General features: G+C 47.9%; 18 protein-coding genes. All 18 read right to left on the bottom strand.

All coding sequences use genetic code 11. The annotated features are described in order from the left end of the window. Positions 1-5: 5 nt before the first annotated feature. Positions 6-686, bottom strand: coding sequence for an electron transport complex subunit RsxE (gene rsxE / locus SYK_RS02870; protein WP_281762113.1), 681 nt, complete (start codon positions 684-686; stop codon positions 6-8). Positions 687-722: 36 nt separating this feature from the next. After that, the gene (gene rnfG / locus SYK_RS02875) at positions 723-1298 is read right to left on the bottom strand and encodes an RnfABCDGE type electron transport complex subunit G (RefSeq protein ID WP_281762114.1); all 576 of its coding nucleotides are present in this window, start codon (positions 1296-1298) and stop codon (positions 723-725) included. Positions 1299-1301: 3 nt separating this feature from the next. Next, the gene (locus tag SYK_RS02880) at positions 1302-2252 is read right to left on the bottom strand and encodes an RnfABCDGE type electron transport complex subunit D (RefSeq protein WP_281762115.1); all 951 of its coding nucleotides are present in this window, start codon (positions 2250-2252) and stop codon (positions 1302-1304) included. A gap of 2 nt (positions 2253-2254) precedes the next feature. Next, the gene (locus SYK_RS02885) at positions 2255-3355 is read right to left on the bottom strand and encodes a 4Fe-4S dicluster domain-containing protein (RefSeq protein WP_281762116.1); all 1101 of its coding nucleotides are present in this window, start codon (positions 3353-3355) and stop codon (positions 2255-2257) included. A gap of 6 nt (positions 3356-3361) precedes the next feature. Then, a complete protein-coding gene (locus tag SYK_RS02890; RefSeq protein ID WP_281762117.1) occupies positions 3362-4129 on the bottom strand; it encodes a cytochrome c3 family protein in 768 nt (255 codons plus the stop codon). A gap of 98 nt (positions 4130-4227) precedes the next feature. Beyond that, positions 4228-5769, bottom strand: coding sequence for an SLC13 family permease (locus tag SYK_RS02895; protein ID WP_281762118.1), 1542 nt, complete (start codon positions 5767-5769; stop codon positions 4228-4230). A gap of 116 nt (positions 5770-5885) precedes the next feature. Continuing rightward, positions 5886-7205: a malic enzyme-like NAD(P)-binding protein gene (locus SYK_RS02900; protein ID WP_281762119.1), complete on the bottom strand. Its 1320-nt coding sequence runs from the start codon at positions 7203-7205 to the stop codon at positions 5886-5888. Between the two features lie 25 nt (positions 7206-7230). Then, complete coding sequence (locus SYK_RS02905; RefSeq protein WP_281762120.1) at positions 7231-7788, bottom strand: Fe-S-containing hydro-lyase; 558 nt, start codon at positions 7786-7788, stop codon at positions 7231-7233. After that, positions 7788-8627 carry a fumarate hydratase gene (locus tag SYK_RS02910; protein ID WP_281762121.1) on the bottom strand — a complete coding sequence of 280 codons (840 nt, stop codon included), beginning with the start codon at positions 8625-8627 and terminating at the stop codon, positions 7788-7790. Before SYK_RS02910 ends, SYK_RS02905 begins: the two co-directional genes overlap by 1 nt. 2 nt (positions 8628-8629) lie before the next feature. Next, on the bottom strand, positions 8630-9370 hold the full coding sequence (locus SYK_RS02915) for a fumarate reductase iron-sulfur subunit (RefSeq protein ID WP_281762122.1): 741 nt from the start codon (positions 9368-9370) through the stop codon (positions 8630-8632). Positions 9371-9397: 27 nt separating this feature from the next. Continuing rightward, a complete protein-coding gene (locus SYK_RS02920; RefSeq protein ID WP_281762123.1) occupies positions 9398-11275 on the bottom strand; it encodes a fumarate reductase flavoprotein subunit in 1878 nt (625 codons plus the stop codon). A 10-nt stretch (positions 11276-11285) separates the two neighbouring features. Then, the gene (locus SYK_RS02925; RefSeq protein WP_281763225.1) at positions 11286-11933 is read right to left on the bottom strand and encodes a succinate dehydrogenase/fumarate reductase transmembrane subunit; all 648 of its coding nucleotides are present in this window, start codon (positions 11931-11933) and stop codon (positions 11286-11288) included. Continuing rightward, positions 11933-12121 carry a hypothetical protein gene (locus SYK_RS02930; RefSeq protein WP_281762124.1) on the bottom strand — a complete coding sequence of 63 codons (189 nt, stop codon included), beginning with the start codon at positions 12119-12121 and terminating at the stop codon, positions 11933-11935. The genes SYK_RS02925 and SYK_RS02930 overlap by 1 nt, the downstream gene beginning before the upstream one ends. Before the next feature lie 118 nt (positions 12122-12239). Then, positions 12240-13586, bottom strand: coding sequence for a sigma-54-dependent transcriptional regulator (locus SYK_RS02935; RefSeq protein WP_281762125.1), 1347 nt, complete (start codon positions 13584-13586; stop codon positions 12240-12242). Positions 13587-13588: 2 nt separating this feature from the next. After that, positions 13589-15364 carry a sensor histidine kinase gene (locus SYK_RS02940; protein WP_281762126.1) on the bottom strand — a complete coding sequence of 592 codons (1776 nt, stop codon included), beginning with the start codon at positions 15362-15364 and terminating at the stop codon, positions 13589-13591. Between the two features lie 260 nt (positions 15365-15624). Then, positions 15625-17805, bottom strand: coding sequence for an MFS transporter (locus tag SYK_RS02945; protein ID WP_281762127.1), 2181 nt, complete (start codon positions 17803-17805; stop codon positions 15625-15627). Between the two features lie 189 nt (positions 17806-17994). Next, entirely contained in the window at positions 17995-20085 is a 2091-nt protein-coding gene (locus tag SYK_RS02950) for a tetratricopeptide repeat protein (RefSeq protein WP_281762128.1), read from the bottom strand. 438 nt (positions 20086-20523) lie between these two features. After that, on the bottom strand, positions 20524-20802 hold the full coding sequence (locus SYK_RS02955; RefSeq protein ID WP_281762129.1) for a transcriptional regulator: 279 nt from the start codon (positions 20800-20802) through the stop codon (positions 20524-20526). Positions 20803-20819: the final 17 nt, after the last annotated feature.

A 20819-nucleotide genomic window follows, 5' to 3' on the forward strand; every position in this document is an offset into this window, starting at 1 on the left:
CCTCGTTATGAACAATTAGAAGCACTGCCGCATCCGCCGCAGGAACCACAGTCGTGAGTGGGGGCTTCGACCGCTTTCAAGCCTTTGCGCCGCCGTTGAACATTTTCCACAAAGGTCATCAGGGCGAGCAGAACGCCAAGGCTGACAAAAGCTCCTGGTGCTTCGACCATGAAGCCAAAAGGTTCAAAACCTTGCCATGTGACATCCGTTCCAAAGAGTTGCCCCTTGCCGAGGACTTCACGCAATGCGCCGAGAAATGTCAGGGATATGCCGAAACCCATTCCCATGCCGAGTCCGTCAGCCGCAGACAGTAGGGGCGGGTTCTTGGAGGCAAAAGCTTCAGCTCGGCCAAGGATGATACAGTTGACCACGATGAGTGGGACAAAGATGCCAAGCTGTTGATAGAGCGGGTATGCAAAGGCCTGCATGAGCAGTTCAACGGCAACGACCAGTGAAGCCGAGATAGCGATAAAACAGGCAATTCTGACTTTGGCTGGAATGAGTTTTCTGACCAGTGAGACCAGAAGGTTGGAAAGGGTGAGGACAAAGACTACAGCCATGCCCATGCCCAGCCCATTATCTGCTGTGTTCGTGACTGCCAGCACAGGACAGAGCCCCAGTACCAGTTTGAACGGGGGGAGGTCCTTCCAGAGACCCTTGGAGAATTCTTTCCATAATTTATTCATTATATGCTCCATTTAGTGGCGTCTTCACACTGTGTGCTAGGACCAATCCTTGGCGAATTCGGATTTCAGTGAATTGAATATGACAATGGCATTTTGAACAGCGGAAACAGTTCCGGTGGAGGATATGGTTGCTCCGGCAACGGCATCAATGCTGCCGCCATTCTTTTTGAGGTTCATTGAATCAAGCGGATGCTCCTTGAATTGGGTGGTAAACCCGTGAGAAGCGACGCGAGAACCCAACCCCGGTGTTTCTTTCATAGTTGTGATGCCAATGCCGGACAACGTGTCGGATTTGATGTCAAATCCAACCATAACGCCGATATTACCGCCGTAACCTCTACCGGATGTCTCGAAGGCGACTGCGGTTAGCTCTCCGTCGTGGATCGCTGGAAAGACCGTTATTGTTTTACCGTCCATTTTGAATTTTTTTCGGTCCTTGATAGGGTTGTTGTTATACTTGTGGAGGACCGATTCGATGGCGGGAGCCTGAACAAAAGTCAGTACCTGTTCTTCGATAATAGGGGCAGTGGCTTGTTTAAGCGCTGCCAGTGTCACTCCCGACAATCCACAAATCAGGGAGAGTACGATCATCATTTTGAGCATTTCTTTCATGGGTTACCTCTTTCCGAAAGGTCTGGGGCGAATACGTTCCAAGACCGGCGTGAGCAGGTTGGCAAGCAGGATGGCAAAAGGCACTCCGTCAGGATAGATGCCATAGACTCGGATGATGACAATCATGACCCCGGTAATTATTCCGAAGAGAAGCATGGGGATTTGTCTGTTAGGTGATGACGGGCCGTCGGTCGCCAGGAAAAAGGCGCCGAATAGCGTGGAACCAGTCAACAGATGGAGAGTTGGCGTGGCATAAATCGTGGGGTCAGCCATGTTGAAGAGACCCGCAGTAATAAGGACTCCTCCGATGACACCGACCGGAATGATGGTGGATATATGTTTACGAATGACGAGAAACAACGCGCCGGTTACAACGCCAGCGATTTGGGTTGCTCCCAGTCCACCGAGTTGTTTTCCGAGGAATAACGCACGGGAGTCGGTAATCATGACGGCATCAAGGCCGAAGTTTTTGAGTTGGGCCAAGGGATATGTGAGATCAACATTGAGCATAGTTGCGTCAATATCCATGAACCCGGGCCAGGATATCCGACATACCGCCCATCCGATGAGTGGTGCGCAGAATGGACTGCCACCGAGCCCGCCAAACATCATTTTACCCAGTATAATGGATGCGGCACTTCCTATGGTGACAAGCCACCAAGGGGCAGATGCCGGTAAAAGAAATGCGAAGCAAAGCCCGACGGTGAAAGCGTGGAAATCGCGCACTTGGGGTTTTTGATCCATGAACATGGTGCACACAGCTTCTGTGAGGATAGCTGTTGCCACAGAAAGCGCCATGACGCGGAAAGCTGTCATGCCGTATGAAGTCATGGCCATAGCAGCCGCTGGTATCATAGCCAGAAGAATATTAACCATCCTTCCCTGAACAGTGATGCCACGATGTCGATGGGGCGGGACCGAGACGGTCAATGCGAATGGATTGAGTTGTTTCATGGCTATTTCTCCTTTCCAGCCACACTTTTGGCTCGTTCAAGTTCGTTTTTTGCGAGCCGGATATACTGAAGCATGGGGCGTTGTGCGATACAGAAGAAGCCGCACAATCCACATTCAAAGCAGGCATCCACAGATTCATCGGCTGCTTTGTCGTACATGCCGAATTCCGCGTAGCTGGTGATCATGGCTGGATCGAGTCTGGCTGGGCAGTGACGAATGCATTCACCGCAACCAACACAAGGGGAATCCTGTGCAACGGGGGCGGAATTTTTGACTAAAGTGATGGCGGTGGTGTCGCGAGTCACCCCCTGCATGGGGCTGGCAGCGGCTGACCCGCGAAGAACACCACCGAGTACGATACGATCTCGGTCTTCGATATTGTCACCAGTTATATTGATGATTTCTCCGACAGGAGTTCCGAGGAGAAAGATCTGACTCGTTTTATCTACTGTGATCATGGTTTCCATGACGGGCAGGCCCGTTTCCATGATTCTTCCGATGTGAAAGACTGTTTCCAGGCCCACAACGAGCGTGTTGTCCGGATTTTCTTTGCCGGTTACGGTCAATGCAACCATGGGGTCCAATCCGGCAGGGTACTGTTCTGAAATTTTAGTGTATCGTGTGCTTTCCAGCAGGTCCGATCCATTGATTGCTGCCAAATATGTTGCGGGTGGTGCATATATGGAAAGAAGAGCCTGTATCCCCAATTCAAGAGTTCCACTGGCCGTAGACAAAAGTGTTGAGCGAGCCGTGAGCCCTTGTTCTTCATCCACGCCGTTTATGATCAATGTTTGGATATCCGAAGCTGCTGTGATGTCAGCCCCAAGTTCAATGAGTGCTTTAAGAAGCTCTTGCCCGGCAATACCATTGAACGAAATTGGTTCGACTGTTTCATCGCCATCAGCGGTTATACGAATTCGGTAGGGGTCGACATGGTCGATAGTTCCAGCCACTGGAGCATGGATATCTCCAAGGCCAGAGATTGAGGTTGTGGCAATTCGTTCACCGCGTTTGACAGCTTGACCACATGTAACCAGATAACAGTGCCTTTTTAGCGTTATTTCAGCCTGCGAGATGGCTCGAGGTGTATCGTGCTTATTCATGTTCGCCTACCTAGTGATGTGGCATTGGTTACAGTTGTCAGGTCCATATGGGCCGACCTCATTTTCTTCGTGGCAGGACATGCATTGGTCGTGAAATGCATTCATGCGTGGAAGAACGAGTTCCCGTGTTTCGGATTCATGGCATTTGTTACAGGAGGTGAAGTCGCCCTCGTATTGGGTCATATCCACTTGAACATGGCAGGATTTGCAGCTTGAGAGGCCTTTATCAAACATGTCTTCATGACAGTTCGTACAGCTTTGGTGTCCAGCCAGACGCATGCTCAACAGATCACCAGAGTCATCACCTTTGTGGCAGTTGGCACATTTTTGCGGCTCGGGTTCGATTTCTTTGCCGTGATGGCAATCATAGCAATCGTCTGCATAGTCTTTGTGTTCTTCATGATCGAAAATTATTGCTTCATATTCAGTGTGATGACAGCGAACGCAGTATGATTCATTAGGGAATGAATCCATGTGGTTATTAATATATTCATCATTAAATTCGTTGGGATGACATGAACCACAGTCAAGCGCTTTGTTATCCTCAACCGTCATTACGTCAGTGCCTTTTTCGTGGTGACATTGAATACAGTTGATCTGGTAGTCACGATGATGGACGAGGTGGGAAAAGATGACTTTTCCGCCATTGTTCTGGAACAGAATCCGTGCTGGCATCTGTGCTTTCTCACTCGTTTTGATGTATCCGATTGCGGACGCTGCCAAGAGTAAAATAGCTGCAAGAATGACCGGAAGTATCTTTGAATTTGAACGCATCTTTCCTCTCCGTCGCCTGAGCGCGACAGCTCAACAGTTAAAAAAGGTTTTTTTATCCTGCGGGCGGTCATCAATGACCGCCCGCAGGGAGGTGGAGTTTATTTAGGCATGACAGCCCAGTCCGGCACGGAGTGGAGATCGATTCCCCAGACAACGGGCAGGAGGTATACGACAAAGATCGTAATTAAGAGGGTGCCTATGATGTTTAACCATAGGCCCGCCTTGGCCATTTGTTTGATTGATATGCATCCGCTGCCGAAAACGACCGCGTTGGGCGGTGTTGCTACGGGAAGCATGAATGCGAAGGAAGCAGCTACACATGCACCGATGATGGTTGCATAGGGATGGACGCCCATTGCAATGGCTGCGCTACCCATAATCGGGACAAGCAATGTTGCAGTAGCAGTATTGGAAGTTATTTCCGTCAGGAAGATGGTGATCAGCACGACTGCGCCGACGAAAACCATGATGCTGGTGCCTTCAAGCCCACCCAGTTGGGAAGCAATATAAGTTGCCAGGCCGGTCTTGGCAAAGCCGTTGGCAATAGCCAGGCCACCACCGAAGAGCAGGATGACATCCCAGGGAATCTTGACGGCGGTTTTCCAATCCAGAAGGAATTCACCTTTTTTGAAGTTGGTGGGAATGGCGAACAGAATCAAGGCTCCAAGGATACCGATTGTGGCATCATGGATGTAGCCGAAATTCGGCATGATATCGGTAACGAAGGGAACCCCTTTAAGGAAACCACGGGCTAGCCAAAATGTGGCGACGAAACAGCCGACCACAACGATTTTCTTTTCTTCGGAAGACATGACGCCAAGTTTCTGAATTTCTTCGTCGATAATTTTTTTGCCGCCTGCGAGTTGCATTCCACCCATGGGGAAAAGAAGCTTGGTCAGGACGACCCAGGAAATGGCAAGCATGACGACAGACAGGGGCACACCAAACATCATCCACTGACCAAAACCGATTTCAACGCCGAACATCTTGTCGATCATACCGACCATAATGGTGTTGGGAGGGGTGCCGATAATGGTTGCAACGCCACCCATGGAGGCTGCGTAAGCAATACCAAGCATGAGACATTTACCGAAGTTTGATTCAGGACCGGTGGTTGCACATGCACGCAGGGTCTTGGAGTCAAAACCTGTGGCCTGCTGGATGACGGCAAGTCCGATGGGGACCATCATCATGGTGGTTGCCGTATTGGAAACCCACATGGACAGGAAGGCTGTAGCGATCATGAATCCGAGAATCATTCTGCCTGGACTGGTTCCGACCATTCGAATGGTATGTACGGCGACCCGCTTGTGCAGGTTCCATCTTTCCATGGTGACTGCGAGGAAGAAGCCGCCCATAAACAGATAGATCAGATGGTTGGCGTAGGGAGCAGTTGCAGCTTTGGATTTCATGATGCCGAGTAATGGGAATAAGGCGATGGGCAAAAGGGATGTCGCCGGAATGGGAATAGCTTCCGTAATCCACCAGATTGCCATGAACACTGTCACTGCAGCGACTCGCCACGCTTCAACCTTCATCCCCTCAGGGGCCGGAAGGAGAAGCATTAATGCAAAGACGATGGGGCCGAGAAAGAACCCTACCATCCTGCCTTTTCCGCTTTCCTCTGCTTGTGCACTCATGTTTACCTCCTAATCTATTGGCAAAAAAGCCGTCATTGTAATGGTAATCCCAGTCTTTGAACTCTCGGAACCCGAGAGCCGGGCAGGTCCGCAACCTCCCTGCCCGGTAATGGGGATTAGATACCGAGATCGTATGAATCGACGAAGGCCCCCACGCGAGCGGAGGAGTCTGCAATACGCTGACGCAGTTCCTTCTTGTATTCATCAAGATCAATATTCTTGCGTGCGACACCTGTGTCCATGGCGGCCTTGGCAACAGCCACGGAAACGTATTCGATTAGCCGCAGGTCAAGAGCCTTGGGGATGATGTAATCGATGCCGAATTCAAGCGTGTCGACGCCAAAGGCTTCGCAAACGTATGCCGGAGCCGGTTCCTTGGCGAGAGCGGCCAGAGCTTGTGCGGCGGCGAGCTTCATTTCTTCATTGATGGCTGTGGCACCAACATCGAGAGCACCTCGGAAGATGAACGGGAATCCGAGGACGTTATTTACTTGATTGGGGAAGTCAGAGCGTCCGGTACCCATGATGGCGTCAGGTCGAGCTTCCTTGGCGTCGGTGTAGGAGATTTCCGGATCAGGGTTGGCACAGGCGAAGATAATCGGGCTGTCTGCCATGGATTTGACCATTTCTTTGGAAACCATGTCCTTGACGGACAGGCCGAGGAAACAATCAGCTCCTTCCATGGCTTCTGCCAGAGAGCCGTATTCTTTTTCTGTGGCGTAAGCTTGTTTGGTCTCATTGAGGTCCGTACGGCTTTTGTTGATATGACCGCGCGAATCGAACATGGCTATATTTTCGGGAAGGACACCCATACCTTTGTACAAGTTGGTACAGGCGATAGCTGCTGCTCCTGCGCCGGAGATGACAACGCGCATGCCTTCAGCTTTTTTGCCGGAGATTTCCAAGGCGTTCATCATACCGGCAGCTGTCACGATGGCGGTGCCGTGTTGATCGTCATGGAAGACAGGGATATTCATCTCTTTTTTTAATTTTTCTTCAATATAGAAGCATTCTGGAGCTTTGATGTCTTCAAGGTTGATGCCGCCAAAGGTCGGTTCCATGGCCTTGACGATTTCAATGATCTTGTCAGGATCGGAAACGTCGAGGTTGATATCAAAGACATCCACATCAGCGAAAACTTTGAACAGTACGCCTTTACCTTCCATAACCGGCTTGCCTGCGGCTGCACCTATATTGCCGAGACCAAGAACAGCCGTTCCGTTGGACACGACGGCGACCAGATTGCCGCGAGCGGTGTATTCAAAGGATTTCGATTCATCTTCAGCTATTTCCAGACAGGAGTGGGCAACACCGGGGCTGTATGCCATGGACAGGTGTTTTTGAGTGACGCACGGTTTGACAGGAACAACTTCAATTTTACCTTTTCTCCCCATGGAGTGAAAATCGAGAGCTTCTTGTTTGGTGAATAAGGCCATTTTTATCTCCTTGGATAACGGTTTTTTATTTGAGGCCGGCAGCTTTACGATCGGGGACGGCGTAGAGTTCTCCACCATGGGCGTCGTTGATGACGAGCAGGGGAAAGTCTGTGACTTTCATTTTACGAACGGCCTCCGGGCCGAGTTCGTCAAAGGCGATGACCGTGGATTCTGTAATGGAATTGGACAGAAGAGCTCCTGCGCCACCTGTTGCGCCGAAGTAAACGGCTGTGTGGTCCTGCATGGCTTGGCGCGTTTCATCATTGCGTTTACCCTTGCCGATGGTGGCCTTGAGGCCCAGGCTGTAGAGACGCGGGGCATAGGAATCCATGCGATAGCTGGTTGTCGGACCGGCTGCGCCGATGGGGCGTCCCGGAGGGGCTGGGCTGGGACCAACATAGTAGATTGCAGCACCTTCAAGGGCGAAGGGAAGTTCTTTGCCTGCGTCCAGCAGATCCACAAGTTTTTTGTGGGCAGCATCGCGGGCGGAGTAGATGGTGCCGGAGAGGAATACTACATCGCCAGCCACAAGCTGTTTCATGTCTTCGTCTGTCAGCGGGGTATTCAGTTTATATTCAGCCATTAGAGTACGACCTCCTCGTGCCGTTGGGAGTGACACTGGATGTTTACGGCCAAGGGAAGACTTGCCAGATGGCAGGGATCGACAGCCATTTTCACACTGAGAGCAGTGGTTTTTCCGCCGAGGCCCATGGGACCGATGCCGAGTCTGTTGATGGCATCTTCGAGTTCTTTTTCCTTGGCTGCGATATCCGGGTCAGGATGTGTGTCATCCAGTCGACGCATAAGAGATTTCTTGGCAATGATGGATGCGTGTTCAAAGGTACCGCCAATGCCGAGGCCTACAACGATCGGAGGACAGGGGTTGGGGCCGGCTTCAGCAACGCGGTTGATAACGAATTCCTTGATGCCTTCCCAGCCTTGAGCTGGTGCCAACATGGTGCAACGACTCATGTTTTCACTGCCGCCGCCTTTTGCCATATAGACAATCTTCAGCGTGTCGCCAGGGACGAAATCAAAGTGAATGATTGCGGGGGTGCCATCGCCTGTATTGGCCCGACTGAACGGGTCGCAAGCGGATTTTCGTAGAAAACCATCGGCATACCCTTTACGAACACCTTCGTTGATGACTTCACGAAGATTTCCTCCGTCAATGCGAACGTCGTCGCCGACTTCAACAAAGAGGACGGCAAGGCCGCAATCCTGACAGAGGGGGAGTTTTGTACTTTTGGCAAGGTCGGCATTTTCCAGAAGTTGGCGCAGGACTTCCTTTGCGGAGTCACTGGTTTCTTTGGCCATCGCCTGTTCGAGTTTGGTGCGGACATCGCTCGGCAGCTCTGTGTTTGCCTTGATGCACATGTTTGCCACGGCATCGACTATTTCGCTGGTTTTGATTGTGCGCATGATTATTTCTTCCTGAAGATTTCTTTGATTGCTGTGATGCCCATCTTGCGGCGGAGGAAACCGAGTTGATCTTGCAGCGGCAGCCCTTTAGGGCAAACGTCTTCACAGGCCAGCAGGCCCATGCAGCCGAATATACCGTTATCATTGCCGATGATTTCAAAGTATTGATCGTCAGAGCGTTCATCTCTGGGGTCGACGACAAATCGGGCAATACGGTTTAGGGCCGCTGCCCCCATGAAATCATCCCGCAGGCGGGCGGTTCCACAGGCAGAGACACAACAGCCGCATTCGATGCAGCGTTCGAGTTCATAGATTTGGTTGGCTACCTTGTCGTCCATGCGCTCTTCTTTCTTGGTCGGATCGAATGTCTTGGACGTGTGAACCCATGATTCAGTTTTGTCGTACATTTCTCTGAACCAGACACCCGTATCCACGGAGAGGTCTCCGACGAGTTTGAAGACAGGCAGGGGGTGCAGTGTGATATTGGTGGGTTGATCTTTTGTTTTGGTCTGACAAGCCAGGCCCGGACGCCCATTGATGACCATGGCGCATGCGCCACAGATGCCTGCACGACAACAGAAGTCGAAGATGAGGCTCGGGTCCTGTTCTTCCCGCAGTCTATTTAGAGCAATGAACAGGGTCATGTTTGGGGTTTCATCAAGGGTGTAGGTCTGCATGTGCGGGACCTTTCCCTTTTTTTCTGGATTATACCGGAATATTTCGAATTTTATTTCTCTACCCATGATACGTTCCTTTTTTGATCCGGGTTATTACTTCTTGCCAATTTTAGTGACAGGGCTTTTGACGGTGCGATCCTTCACATATGTTTCGTCTGCGGGAATGATCGTTCCACCGCCGTATCCGCGGTCACCCGGGGGCAGTTCGAAAACAGGCGTGGTGTCTTCGTAGCTGAGTTCAGGCATGTCGGCCTTTTCTGGCCAGTATGCCAGCGTCCGATTGAGCCAATCCTGATCATTGCGTTCAGGATAGTCTTCGCGGTTGTGAGAACCTCGGGATTCAGTACGAACCATTGCCGCTTGGGCAATGCACAGGGCGAGCTTGACCTGTCCTTGAATCTTGAGTGCGGCAGCCAATTCGTGGTTAGGGCCTGCGCCATCAGAAACAAGGCTGACTTTTTTGGATTTTTCGAGAGTCTTTTGCAACGTTTCGACACATTCTTCCAAACCATCCTGATTACGGAAGACAAAGCAGCCTTTCATCAGGGCATCTTGCATCTCATTGCGTACGTCGTAGACATTGAGTTTGCCGTTGCGACCATGAATAAGGTCGTGAATGCGTTTTTCCTGTTTTTTGACTTCGGCATTGATGAGTTGGGTATCGAATTTGGTTTCGTGCCCCTGGAGGAACTCGACGATTTTTGTTCCGATGATTCCACCGGCCACGACGGTTTCAGCCAAAGAGTTTCCGCCAAGACGGTTGAAGCCGTGCATATCCCAACAGGCCGCTTCACCAGCGGAATAGAGGCCTTTGAGACCATACACCGCGCCGTCTTTATTGGTACGAATACCAGCCATGGTATAATGTTGGGTCGGACGAACTGGGATAAGTTCCGTACGTGGGTCGACACCAAGGAAGTGGTGACAGATTTCGTCTACTTCACGGAGCTTGGTGGAGATATGTTTGTCACCAAGGTGACGGATATCGAGCCAAAGATGCTCGCCGTATGGACTTTTTACGCCTTTGCCTTCACGCATGTGATGGGTCATCCAGCGAGAAACAACGTCACGAGAAGCGAGTTCAGCCTTGTCCGGCTCATAGATGTTCATGAAGCGTTCTTCATTACAGTCAAGCAGGGTTCCGCCGTCTCCGCGACAGCCTTCAGTCACGAGTATGTCCGTGGGAACAATACCGGTGGGATGAAACTGAATGGATTCAGGGTTACCGATGGGGACAACACCGGTGTCATGGGCGATGATATGGCCGCCACCATCACAGATGACTGCGTTGGTTGTGGCTTTGTAGATACGACCAAAACCGCCAGTACAGATGGCGGTTGCCTTGGCGAGATATGTTTCAAGCTGACCGGTTCGCAAGCAGCGAACAACAGCACCCATGCAGGTTTCGCCGTCTTGAATTAGGGCGATGGCTTCTTTTTTGTCGAAAACATCAATGCCAAGTTCGGCACAACGGTTGTCCATGGTACACATAACCGCATGGCCTGTACCATCAGACGTGAAGCAGGTGCGCCATTTGGCAGTACCGCCGAATGAACGAGCTGTAATCAACCCTTCATTTTCTTTTTTTTCAAATTTTTCAAATTTTTCTCCACCTTTAAAGAAAAATGATTTGCCTGGAATGACGCGGTTCCACGGCACACCCCAGTGTGCGAGGCGGCGCATTTCGATAGGAGCATTGTCTGCGAAAAGTCGGGCAACTTCCTGATCGCAACCCCAGTCAGAACCTTTGACTGTATCAATGAAATGGATGTCAGGGCCATCGCCTTCACCTTTTGCAGAGTTGCCGAGAGCAGCCTGCATTCCACCTTGTGCGGCAGAGGAGTGAGAACGTCTTGCTGGAACAATGGACAGGCAGGTTGCTTTGAAGCCGCTTTGCGCAGCCTCACAGGCGACACGCTCTCCGGCTAGGCCAGCACCAATAACGAGCAGATCTGAATAGTACGTTTGCATTGGATGATCCTTACTGACCTAATGTTACAAAGCGAATCAGCGTGGCGATGCCGATGACCATGAACATGGTGAACAGTGTCGACTCGAGCTTTTTGAAGCCCTTGCGCTTATCTGATTTGATGAAGCCCCATTTCACTGCAATGCGGTAGAATCCGACGCTGACGTGGAGTTCGACACAGGGAAGCAGGAGCATATAGAAAACAAACCACCAGAATTGCTGCATGCGTGCAGCAGATTTCATGGCGGTGATGGGGAGATCATTTAGGACGACCCACATGTGGATGGCGCCGAGGATCAGGATGATCATTGCGGTTCCAGCCTGAACAATCCAGAGCCATGTGTCCCGATGCTTAAGCATTTTAGCGTGTTGCCAGATTGTGGATTGATCTTCCACACGGAATGGAATCTTACGAGCTGCCAGAACGAAATGGACCAGGAATGTCAGAAAGATAATGGGTCCTCCCACCTGGGCCATGTATGTGACCTCAAAAAAATGTGCGATGGCATTCATGATGCTCGGCGAAATGACTACGGAAGATACGAGCAGCATATGACACCACATAAAGAGGATGAGTCCTGCACCCGTAAGCATCTGTAGCCAGTCTAGGCCAGCATCGACACGGGACAGTCCTGGAACTGATGTTGTGTGGTTTTTCATCATTTGTTCACCTGTTGTTCAAAAATTGTAACGAAACTGGCTTGGGCCATGACCTCTTGTCGGGTGTTTTGTGTGGTAAGCTGATTGTTGTGGCGATGCGTTTTAGGCACATTCGTTGCTCGCCCGTATTCCAACCTCCTCATTATTTGATGCATTTGATGAGTTGGTAAAAGCAACAGGCGTGCCATGACTTTGTCAGTGACAAAGTCTAAATATTTCAATGGATTAATTTTATGAGAAAAGAAGGATGAGCGGATTTTCGCTGACGCTGAAAAAGCATATCAGCGAAAATCCGCCGAGAGGTGTTTACTGGCGTTTCAAGTCGTACTTGGACATTTTTTCATTGAGAGTTCTTCGGGGGATACAGAGGTCGTCAATGACATTTTTTACGTTGCCGCCATGACGTGCGAGTGATTCCTTAATCAGGTGGCGTTCAAAGAGATTGACTTGATCCTTAAGGCTAATAGAGGAAGCGCATTCGCCTGCAATTGAGCTGGAGAGAATTTGTGGAATACGTTCTTGAGGCGGGAGGGCAGACAAGACATACCGTTCAGTCATACTTTTGAGTTCTCGAACGTTTCCGGGCCAGTCATGGCTCATCATGATAGCCAGACTTTGCGGCGTGGCACTGTCTGCCGAAGTGCCATAAGTGTCTGCAGCCTGTTCCAAAAAGAAAGAAAAGAGTAGAGGGATATCATCCTTTCGTTTCCTCAACGGTGGTACTGTCAGCTCCACGGTGTTCAGACGGAAGTACAGGTCTTCGCGGAGACGACCTTCCTTAATGGCTTTTTGTGGGGATTCATTCATGGCAGAAAGTAGTCGGAATTCTACAGGCCTTAATGTGTTGGAACCCAATCTTGTTATCTCTTTATGCTCCAAAGCTCTCAGGAGTTTTCCCTGAACATCAATAGGCATGGAACTCAGTTCATCGAGAAAGAGTGTGCCACCGTTTGCCGCCTCCAGCTTGCCAATACGTTTGCCCTGGGCGCCTGTGAAAGCGCCTGATTCATGACCGAATAATTCACTTTCAGCCATGTTTACAGGAATAGCCGCACAATTTAGGGCAAGGTAGTTCTTTTTATTGCGATGGCTCAATTTATGGATTGAGCGCGCAACAACTTCCTTGCCGGTTCCGGTTTCCCCAAGGATTAGAACATTGGCAATGGTCGGGGCGATATGTGTCATTTCCTTTTTTAGGCTTCGCATGGGAACACTTGAACCCACAAGTCTGGAGTCCAAGCCTTCGCTGTCAACAAGAGCTTGTTTAAGGAGTCGATTTTCTATAACAAGTTGACGTTTTTCAAGGGCTCGTTTGATGGTTTCCACAATCCGTTCAGGATCGAAAGGCTTTTCTACGAAGTCATACGCACCACCTCGAATGGCTTCTACAGCCATGGCAATATCCCCGTGGCCGGTAAAGAGGACTACCGGAAGATCCGGATCGACCTCTGCTATTTTTTTTTGAAACTGCAAACCATCAAGACCGGGCATTTTGACGTCCGAAAGGACGATCCCTTCATAATTCTTTGTGATGGTTGTAAGAGCCTTGCTTGCATCTTCGAAGCTCAGCACTTCAAATCCAGAGAGTTCAAGCCATTGTCGGGCGGAATCGCGTACAGATTTTTCATCATCAACAAGAGTGACCTTATTCATGGTTACGACTCCTTATTTTGTTTGGATAAAGGAAGATACACAGTAAATTCAGCGCCTTGATCAAGGCAGTTCCTTGCACGAAAATCACCATTCATATCCTTGATGATCTTATAGGAGATGGAAAGCCCAAGTCCAACGCCGACGCCTTCTTTTTTGGTGGTAACAAAAGGCTCAAAAAGCTTTTTGTCGATATCAGAAGATATGCCTGGACCATTATCCCAGACGCGGATTCTTGCCTTTTCATCACTGGCACTCAGCGTCACACCGATGAAGGATGACTCTGTGTTTTGCAAGGCATCAAGTGCGTTTCTGAAGAGATTAATCAGCACTTGTTCAAGCCGAACTCGGTCTCCCTTGATGAGGATGGGGGTGTCCGGCAAAGTTAATTTGAGTTCACAGTCTTCTACACGCATTTGATGCTTCATGAGTGTCAGGGATTCATTGATCGCTTGCCGTAAATCGAACTCTCTGTCCGTATTTGATGATTTTCGGGCGAAAGATTTCAATTGTTCTGTAACCTTTGCCATGCGGTCACCCAGTTTAGAAACTTTCGTCAGGGTAGGATCAAGTTCATCCAACAGATTTCTCGCCAGCATAAGTTTACAACTGGCGATATATGTTTTTGTTGCGGCAATTGGTTGGTTCAGTTCATGGGCGATAGCGGTCGCCATTTCGCCAAGCGCTGCCAATTTACCTGCCTGGACAAGTTCTTCCTGAGCTTCTCGCAATTCCACTTCGGTACGTTTGCGGTCTTCAATTTCTTGGGCCAGTTGTTTATTGATGTCCCGAATGTGTTCTGCTTCGACAGCTTGTTGTCTGGAAAGTATTTTTTGGTGTCGTTCCCTCAGAAGGAGGCGAGTGAGAATAGCAAGACCAATGAGGACAAAAGTCGTTAAAGACATGCCCAATGTTCTTTCCCACAAAGCACTTTGTTCCAACAGATAAAGTATATCCCAGTTCATCCCTGGAATGGATCGAGTGTTTTCGAAAAAACGTTCTTTATCTATGGTGACTTCATCCATGAAGCCCATTCGGGTCGTGTGTTTTGCTGGAAGATGTTTGAGTTTTAATTTGGGATATTGGCCGCGTTCATTAATTTTTGCCAATGTTTCGTTTGAGAGTGGTTTTAACGTCCTATATTTCCAGCTTGGTCGGCTCGACAGGATGATGACTCCGTTAGCGTCAACCACGAATACAGTCTCACCTCCTTCCTGCCATAAATTTTCCAGGGAAGAGAGTACGATTTTGGCGACAGCGACACCAACGATCTTTTCATTACTACGAATTGGGTGAGAAATATAAAATCCAGGTTCTCCGATAGTTATACCAACACCAAAAAACATACCGTTTTTGCCAGTGATCGCATCTTTGAAGTACGGACGAAAACTGAGGTTTAATCCAATAAAGTTTTTAGGTTTTTTCCAGTTGCTTGAAGAAATGACAACTCCATTTTCGTTAATGACATAGACTGCGGCAGAACCAGAGTTGATGCTTGCTGATTCCAGAAAAGAATTAACCTCTTCGACATTACCTTCTCCCTCAAGAAGATCCCTGACAATTTCTGTTTCAGAGATCAGGAAGGGGAGATATTCGTGTTTTTTGAGAGCGGATTGAAGAGTGCTTTCGTATAATGTCAACCGTTCATTGGAGACCCGATCAAGATCTTGAATGTAGTCATATTGGACGATTAAGGCCACAAGTACCGGAATGCCTATCATGAACATGAACGTCAAAAAAATAGGAATTGCTTTGCCCTTATACGTCTTGAATAACTGCATATAAATACTCGCTATCTGCTGAGTGTTGTTATGGTCGCCAGTGTGAGAGCTTTTGATTACTCAGTGTTGTATGCCGTCTATTTGCCCCTGTTTGATTGCAGCAAACCATCGGCGAAAAACCGCTTATTTTAAAGGGTATAGATAGAGCCGTTTTCATAGTGTTTTCTCTAACAATTTATTTTAATTCGTTTTTATCTCTTTCGGTGTAATCGAAGACTCTTTGATTAAGCAAGAATAGTACCGAGATTTCAACAATAATATTATTGTTGAAAGTTATCTGTGGTCACAATTTGCATGTCGGGAGTGAACCATATGGCTGATGTCGTAGGGTATTCTTTCTTCATGATACTTTTACCTTTGAAAGGTCCGAGAATAAAGAGAGCTGTTGCTAGTGCATCCGCTTTTTCTGCACTGTCGGCGATGACGGTCACTCCAACCGATGCGTTGGCAGAACTCATATCGGATGGGTTGATAATGTGGTGTCGAAATTCTTTCTTCCCGTGGTTTTCAACGGTTACAAATTGTTGGTAGTCCCCAGATCCGCATACTCCTTTTTCCCGAACTGTAATGGTCTTATACACAGTATCGGAACGAGGATGTCGTATGCCAACGGTCCAATCCTGGTCTCCGAAACAATAGAAGTCGCCTCCTGCTTCTACTATACCAGATTGAATTCCTTGTTTTTGCAGCAAGGCAACAGCAGTATCAATGATCGTGCCTTTGGCTATTCCTCCAAGATCAAGAGCCATTCCCTTCTTTTTCAGGCGAATACGTTTGTTTTCATTATCAACTATGACCATGTTGTGATCGACAAGCCCTTTTTTCATCTGGGCCAGAGTTTCATCAAGAGCATAGTAGAGCGGAGAGGTTGTCAGAGCACCGATCGTTGGATCAAAGGCCCCGTCAGTTTTTTTGCTGTATTCAAGGGCCCGGTTGATTAAGGCGTATGACCTTGTTGAGGGTGTCACCCAATACTGTCCGGCTCCTCGGTTGATTCTTCCGATTGAACCTTCTAAATTGCGATGGTCGTAATCTTTTTGCAACATCCGCATGGTAGTGATTGTTTTTTGAGCAGCTTTGTCTGCGGCGGCTTGACTTTGAGCCTTGATGGTCAAGTTAATTATTGTACCCAGACCAACATCGGTGAATCGGTATATGGTCTTGTCACCAGCAAGGAAAGGATGCGTTTGAGGAATAGATAGGACGTACAGAGGAATTGCGGCCAGCAATGCGCAACAAAGGGCCGCGCTCCATGAAAGTGTTTTTTCCCAATACAGATGATCCCGAAAGCTGGAAGAGAGCAGGGGGATGCAGGAAAAAACACCTATTATCGCTACAAATTGCAAGGCCGGTGCGACTGAGTGGATTATTTGAATTAAAAATCCGCCAAGAAGAGGACCAAAGAGAAATCCGAGTCCGGCAGCAAAGTGCGTGGTGCCAAAGGCCATGCCTTGATTTTGGGACATATCGGATGCAGCGGTCATGGATGCTGGAATGGATATGGCGGTTCCAAGTCCCATGATTGCTCCCCAGAGAATGAAATGCCATGGCTCTGAACTTGTCCCGAGGGCAAAGAGAGCACTCGCGCTGAGAAGCATACCAAAAACGATAGTACCAAGTTGTGTTTTTTTGCCATGAATTCTTCCCATGAGCGGAAGACAAAGGCTGGTTGTAAAGCTTGGTATTGCATACAAAATTGCGATTTCAAACCCGGTCCACCCGAGTTTTATGGTTAAAAGAATTGGATAAAAAGCTGTGAGTAGACCAATGCCAAGAGTTCGACCGAATATGGAGAACAGTAGGTACGTCGCATCAAGTTTTTTGAGAACGGAGGGATTGGAGGTACTTTTTCCCCTGACTGTTCGAGTTTCTTTAGGCAGAAAGAAAATAATAATCAGTGTTGCAAGCCCCATACAAAGGGACAGTCCCAGAAGCGGTGGTTTGATGGAACGGTTGAGATAGAGCAATCCACCAAGAAGAGGTCCGCAAAAAAGGGCTATGTTGAAAGCCATGGAATACAATGCGAACCACCGTGGGAGTGTCTCTTTTGACCCATTTCCTCCCAATGTGGCCATCCCAATTGGTTTGATGAGACCGGAAACAAGACCCAGAATGAATTGAATGACATACAGAGTCGTTAAACTCGTATGAAAAAAGTACAGTAAAGGAATAATACAGCCAATGAATGTCGTGAGAAGTAGTGGAAGACGCGGGCCAACTTTGTCTCCCCAAAGGCCGGCAACTGGTGCGATTAATAATTTGGCAAGATAGTATCCCGCAAATGCACTGCCAAGCCAGATGCCACTGATTCTTTCATCGAAAGATAGAAGTGGAATTGTAAATGAAAATAAGCCAATACCCAGTGTCGAAAAAAGCCCACTGGAAAGTATCGCCCAAAAAATACGGCGAGTATTGTGAGTGTGTGTATCGGAATTGCTCATACTGGGGTCATGTCCTAATTTAAGTCAGTGTGACTATAAATAGCCAAGAATGGCAAGCTGTTCGTGTGCTTGCCATAATAGTACATGGTGAAAACTCAGCAAAGCGCCTTTTATTTTATATTAAAAGAAGGCCTTGCGAAAAACATGCGCAAGACCTTCTTTTTTTGATTCTTAGAGTTGTTATTCGAGTTAGAATGGATAAACTAAAGTGCTTTCAGTGCTTTTCTGTTTGCCTATCTTTTTATTGATGGCATCGATACGGGCCTTGGCAGCTTCTCGCTGTTCTTTACGCGCGGCATTACGGATAACTGTTCCAAGCAAGCGTTTAGCGGTTTCGTATTTCCCCCTTTTTTCATAAATGAGGGAAGCACGATACATGGCGGTCAGCGCCCAGATGTTTTCCTGTGGATATTGCCAGGCCAGTTTGAGGTAATAATCCAAGGCTTTATCCATGTTACGCATGGCGTGCTCGCCTTCGCCCAACCAGAACAATGTTTCAGCCTGAAGAGCGGTCGTCATGGTGGATCGATTGTCCCACATAATCAGCAGTTCTTTTTGGGCTGTTTCGTAGTCTTTTCGCTGTTGATATAACAACGCCATACGTAAACGGGTCATGACCGGGATAGGTGTGCCAGTTTTGACCATTTCCTTATATGTATCTAGCGCTGCGGACTGTCTGCCAGAATCAAGTTCAATACGTGTTTTGATATCCAGCCAGGATGTTTTTAGGTTCGAAGGCAAACTTGGCTCATCTATTTGGTTTAAATAAAATGCACTTAACTGTAGATTTTTGGTTTTGGCTGCGTCGTTTGCCAAATAGAGTAATCCTTGAATGCCGAATGAAGAATCATCAAAAAGAAATGCTGAGCGTTTGGCCAGTGAAACAGATGGTTTCTCATTAAAGAGTTGTTGCCAGTATGCAAGCAGCAATAATTTGTCCAATGGGTATTGATCAAGAGAAAGCGAAGCAAGTTGTTTGCTCGGAGCGGTTGTCCAGAAAGGAGCTTCTGTTTGAGCATTAACGTCTTGTCCCGCCGCACCGGAAAGGGCGGTCAAAATTGGATAAAGAGCATAAGATTCAGTCGGTTTTTCCGGTAGGATATTATTAAAGTTGTCCTTGAAGGTTAGGAGTCCTGCAAGACGAAGAGAAATCGGAAGTGTTTTTTTATTTAAAGAATTCCAAATAGTTCTGGATGATTCAACATCTCCGTTAGATAATGTTAAAGCAAGTTTAAAGTTCGTGAGAAGGGCGGATGTTTCTTCAGAGATAAGCATTGATCTCAGTTCATTATCGATAGCCTTTTGGGCATCATCAAGCGACATGGTCAAAAGATTATTCCTAAACTGCGTCCATGGTCCAGAATGAGGATTGCCGAGGAACCACTGACTTCGGGATTTGGAGTAGGGAGCTAAAAGATTTCCAGACCAGAAAGCATTGGCCTTGAGGTATTTTCCGGTGGTGAAAGGGGAAAGATCTGTTGGCAGAGTGCCTTTTTCAAGGAAGAGTATGATTGATTTCCAGAATATCTTGACGGTTTCTTGTGAAATTTTGTCAATCTGGCTATTCGCTGCATCAAACTTTTCCAAAGACGCGGAAGCCATGGACTGAGCGATCAATGTTGTATCATTAGGAAGTAGGAAGGGTGCTGTAATAGAAGGGGATTCAGTAGGTTCTAATTCTTTTTTTTCTTTTAATTCCGCATGATTGTTGTCGGTAAGTGCTTGAGCAATACTCCAGAAGCTGTCATTCCATGCACGCTGTCCTACCGCCATGACCAGATTGAGTGCCTCTTTTTGAGAGGATCTGGATAGAGTATGATTTGCGGAATATGACCAGTACATTTTGAGCCAGACATCATGCCAGATATCAGCAAGTTCTGGTTCAGCCTTTAAACGTCGTTTGGCGACTGAATCATCCATGAATTTTGTAGCCTGAGTGAACCAGAGGACGGCTTTTGAAAGGTCACCTAGTCCTCGATAAGCCTGTCCACCAAGCCATAATCTTTCTGCTTCAAGGGTACGATCCTCAAAAGCAGGTGTCATTTCAATGATTTCAAGTGTTTTTGCTGGTGAATTGAGGTTTAAATACACTTGAGCCCGTTTAAGGATTGCTTCAGGAGAGTCTTCTGCAGTTTCGGTTGCATATTCCTTTTCAAGGCGATCCCAAGCTCCATAGTGTTCAAGCCATTTTTGAAAGGTCTGTTTTTGTGCCGCCAGGCTGTTGGTGCCTGGAATAAGCAAACAGACTATTAATGCGAAAAAGGAAAGCGAAAGTTTCATGGTCCCTCAAATGCCGTAAACGGCTTTTTATTGTCTTCGATCAGGCATTCTTATCAGTCTCGAAAAAAACTCTCAATGGTGAGTTAGTAGAAGTCGAACTTCCCGACGTAAAAAGGGTATGTCTGATTTTTATCGGAAGTTATGAAAGCTTATTTACCTTCTACTTGTTAAAAGTTTACATAATTTACATTATGAGACAAACGTGTAGTAAGCTGAAATAAAGAGTTAATCTGCATTGTGTTCTGTTGCATGTCAGATCGTCGCTATTCGTCGGCTTATCAATAAGCCCGCCGAAACCGTTAAATGCCCTGTGAGTTAATTGGATGTGTTTTCTGATCTTGGGGTCGGTTTAATGAGAGAACATCGTTAGGGCTTGAATGAAGGCCAAAAAAAAGACCCTGTCTAGGGCCTTTCTCTTTATGTGATTCGTTGAGAGTTTTATTCGTCGTCTTTTTCGATGGTCGTAGCTTGAATTTGTTTCAAGTATTTGTCCCGACATTCATAGGAACAGAACATGTGGACTTTGTCCCCTTCTCGAACTCGAATAGAACTATCCTTTTCAACATACGTACCGCAAACCGGGTCTTTGACCATTTCGCCGGAGGCCACTTTGTCCTTGATGACCTTTTCGCTTTGCATTTCCTTTTTTTTCTTGTCGCCCATGAAGAGCTTGTAAACAAGGAAAAGTGCTACGCCAATGACCAGGAATTTCAGCATGGTATGTCTCTTTTATG

The sequence above is a fragment of the Pseudodesulfovibrio nedwellii genome (assembly GCF_027923765.1).
GTDB lineage: Bacteria > Desulfobacterota > Desulfovibrionia > Desulfovibrionales > Desulfovibrionaceae > Pseudodesulfovibrio > Pseudodesulfovibrio nedwellii.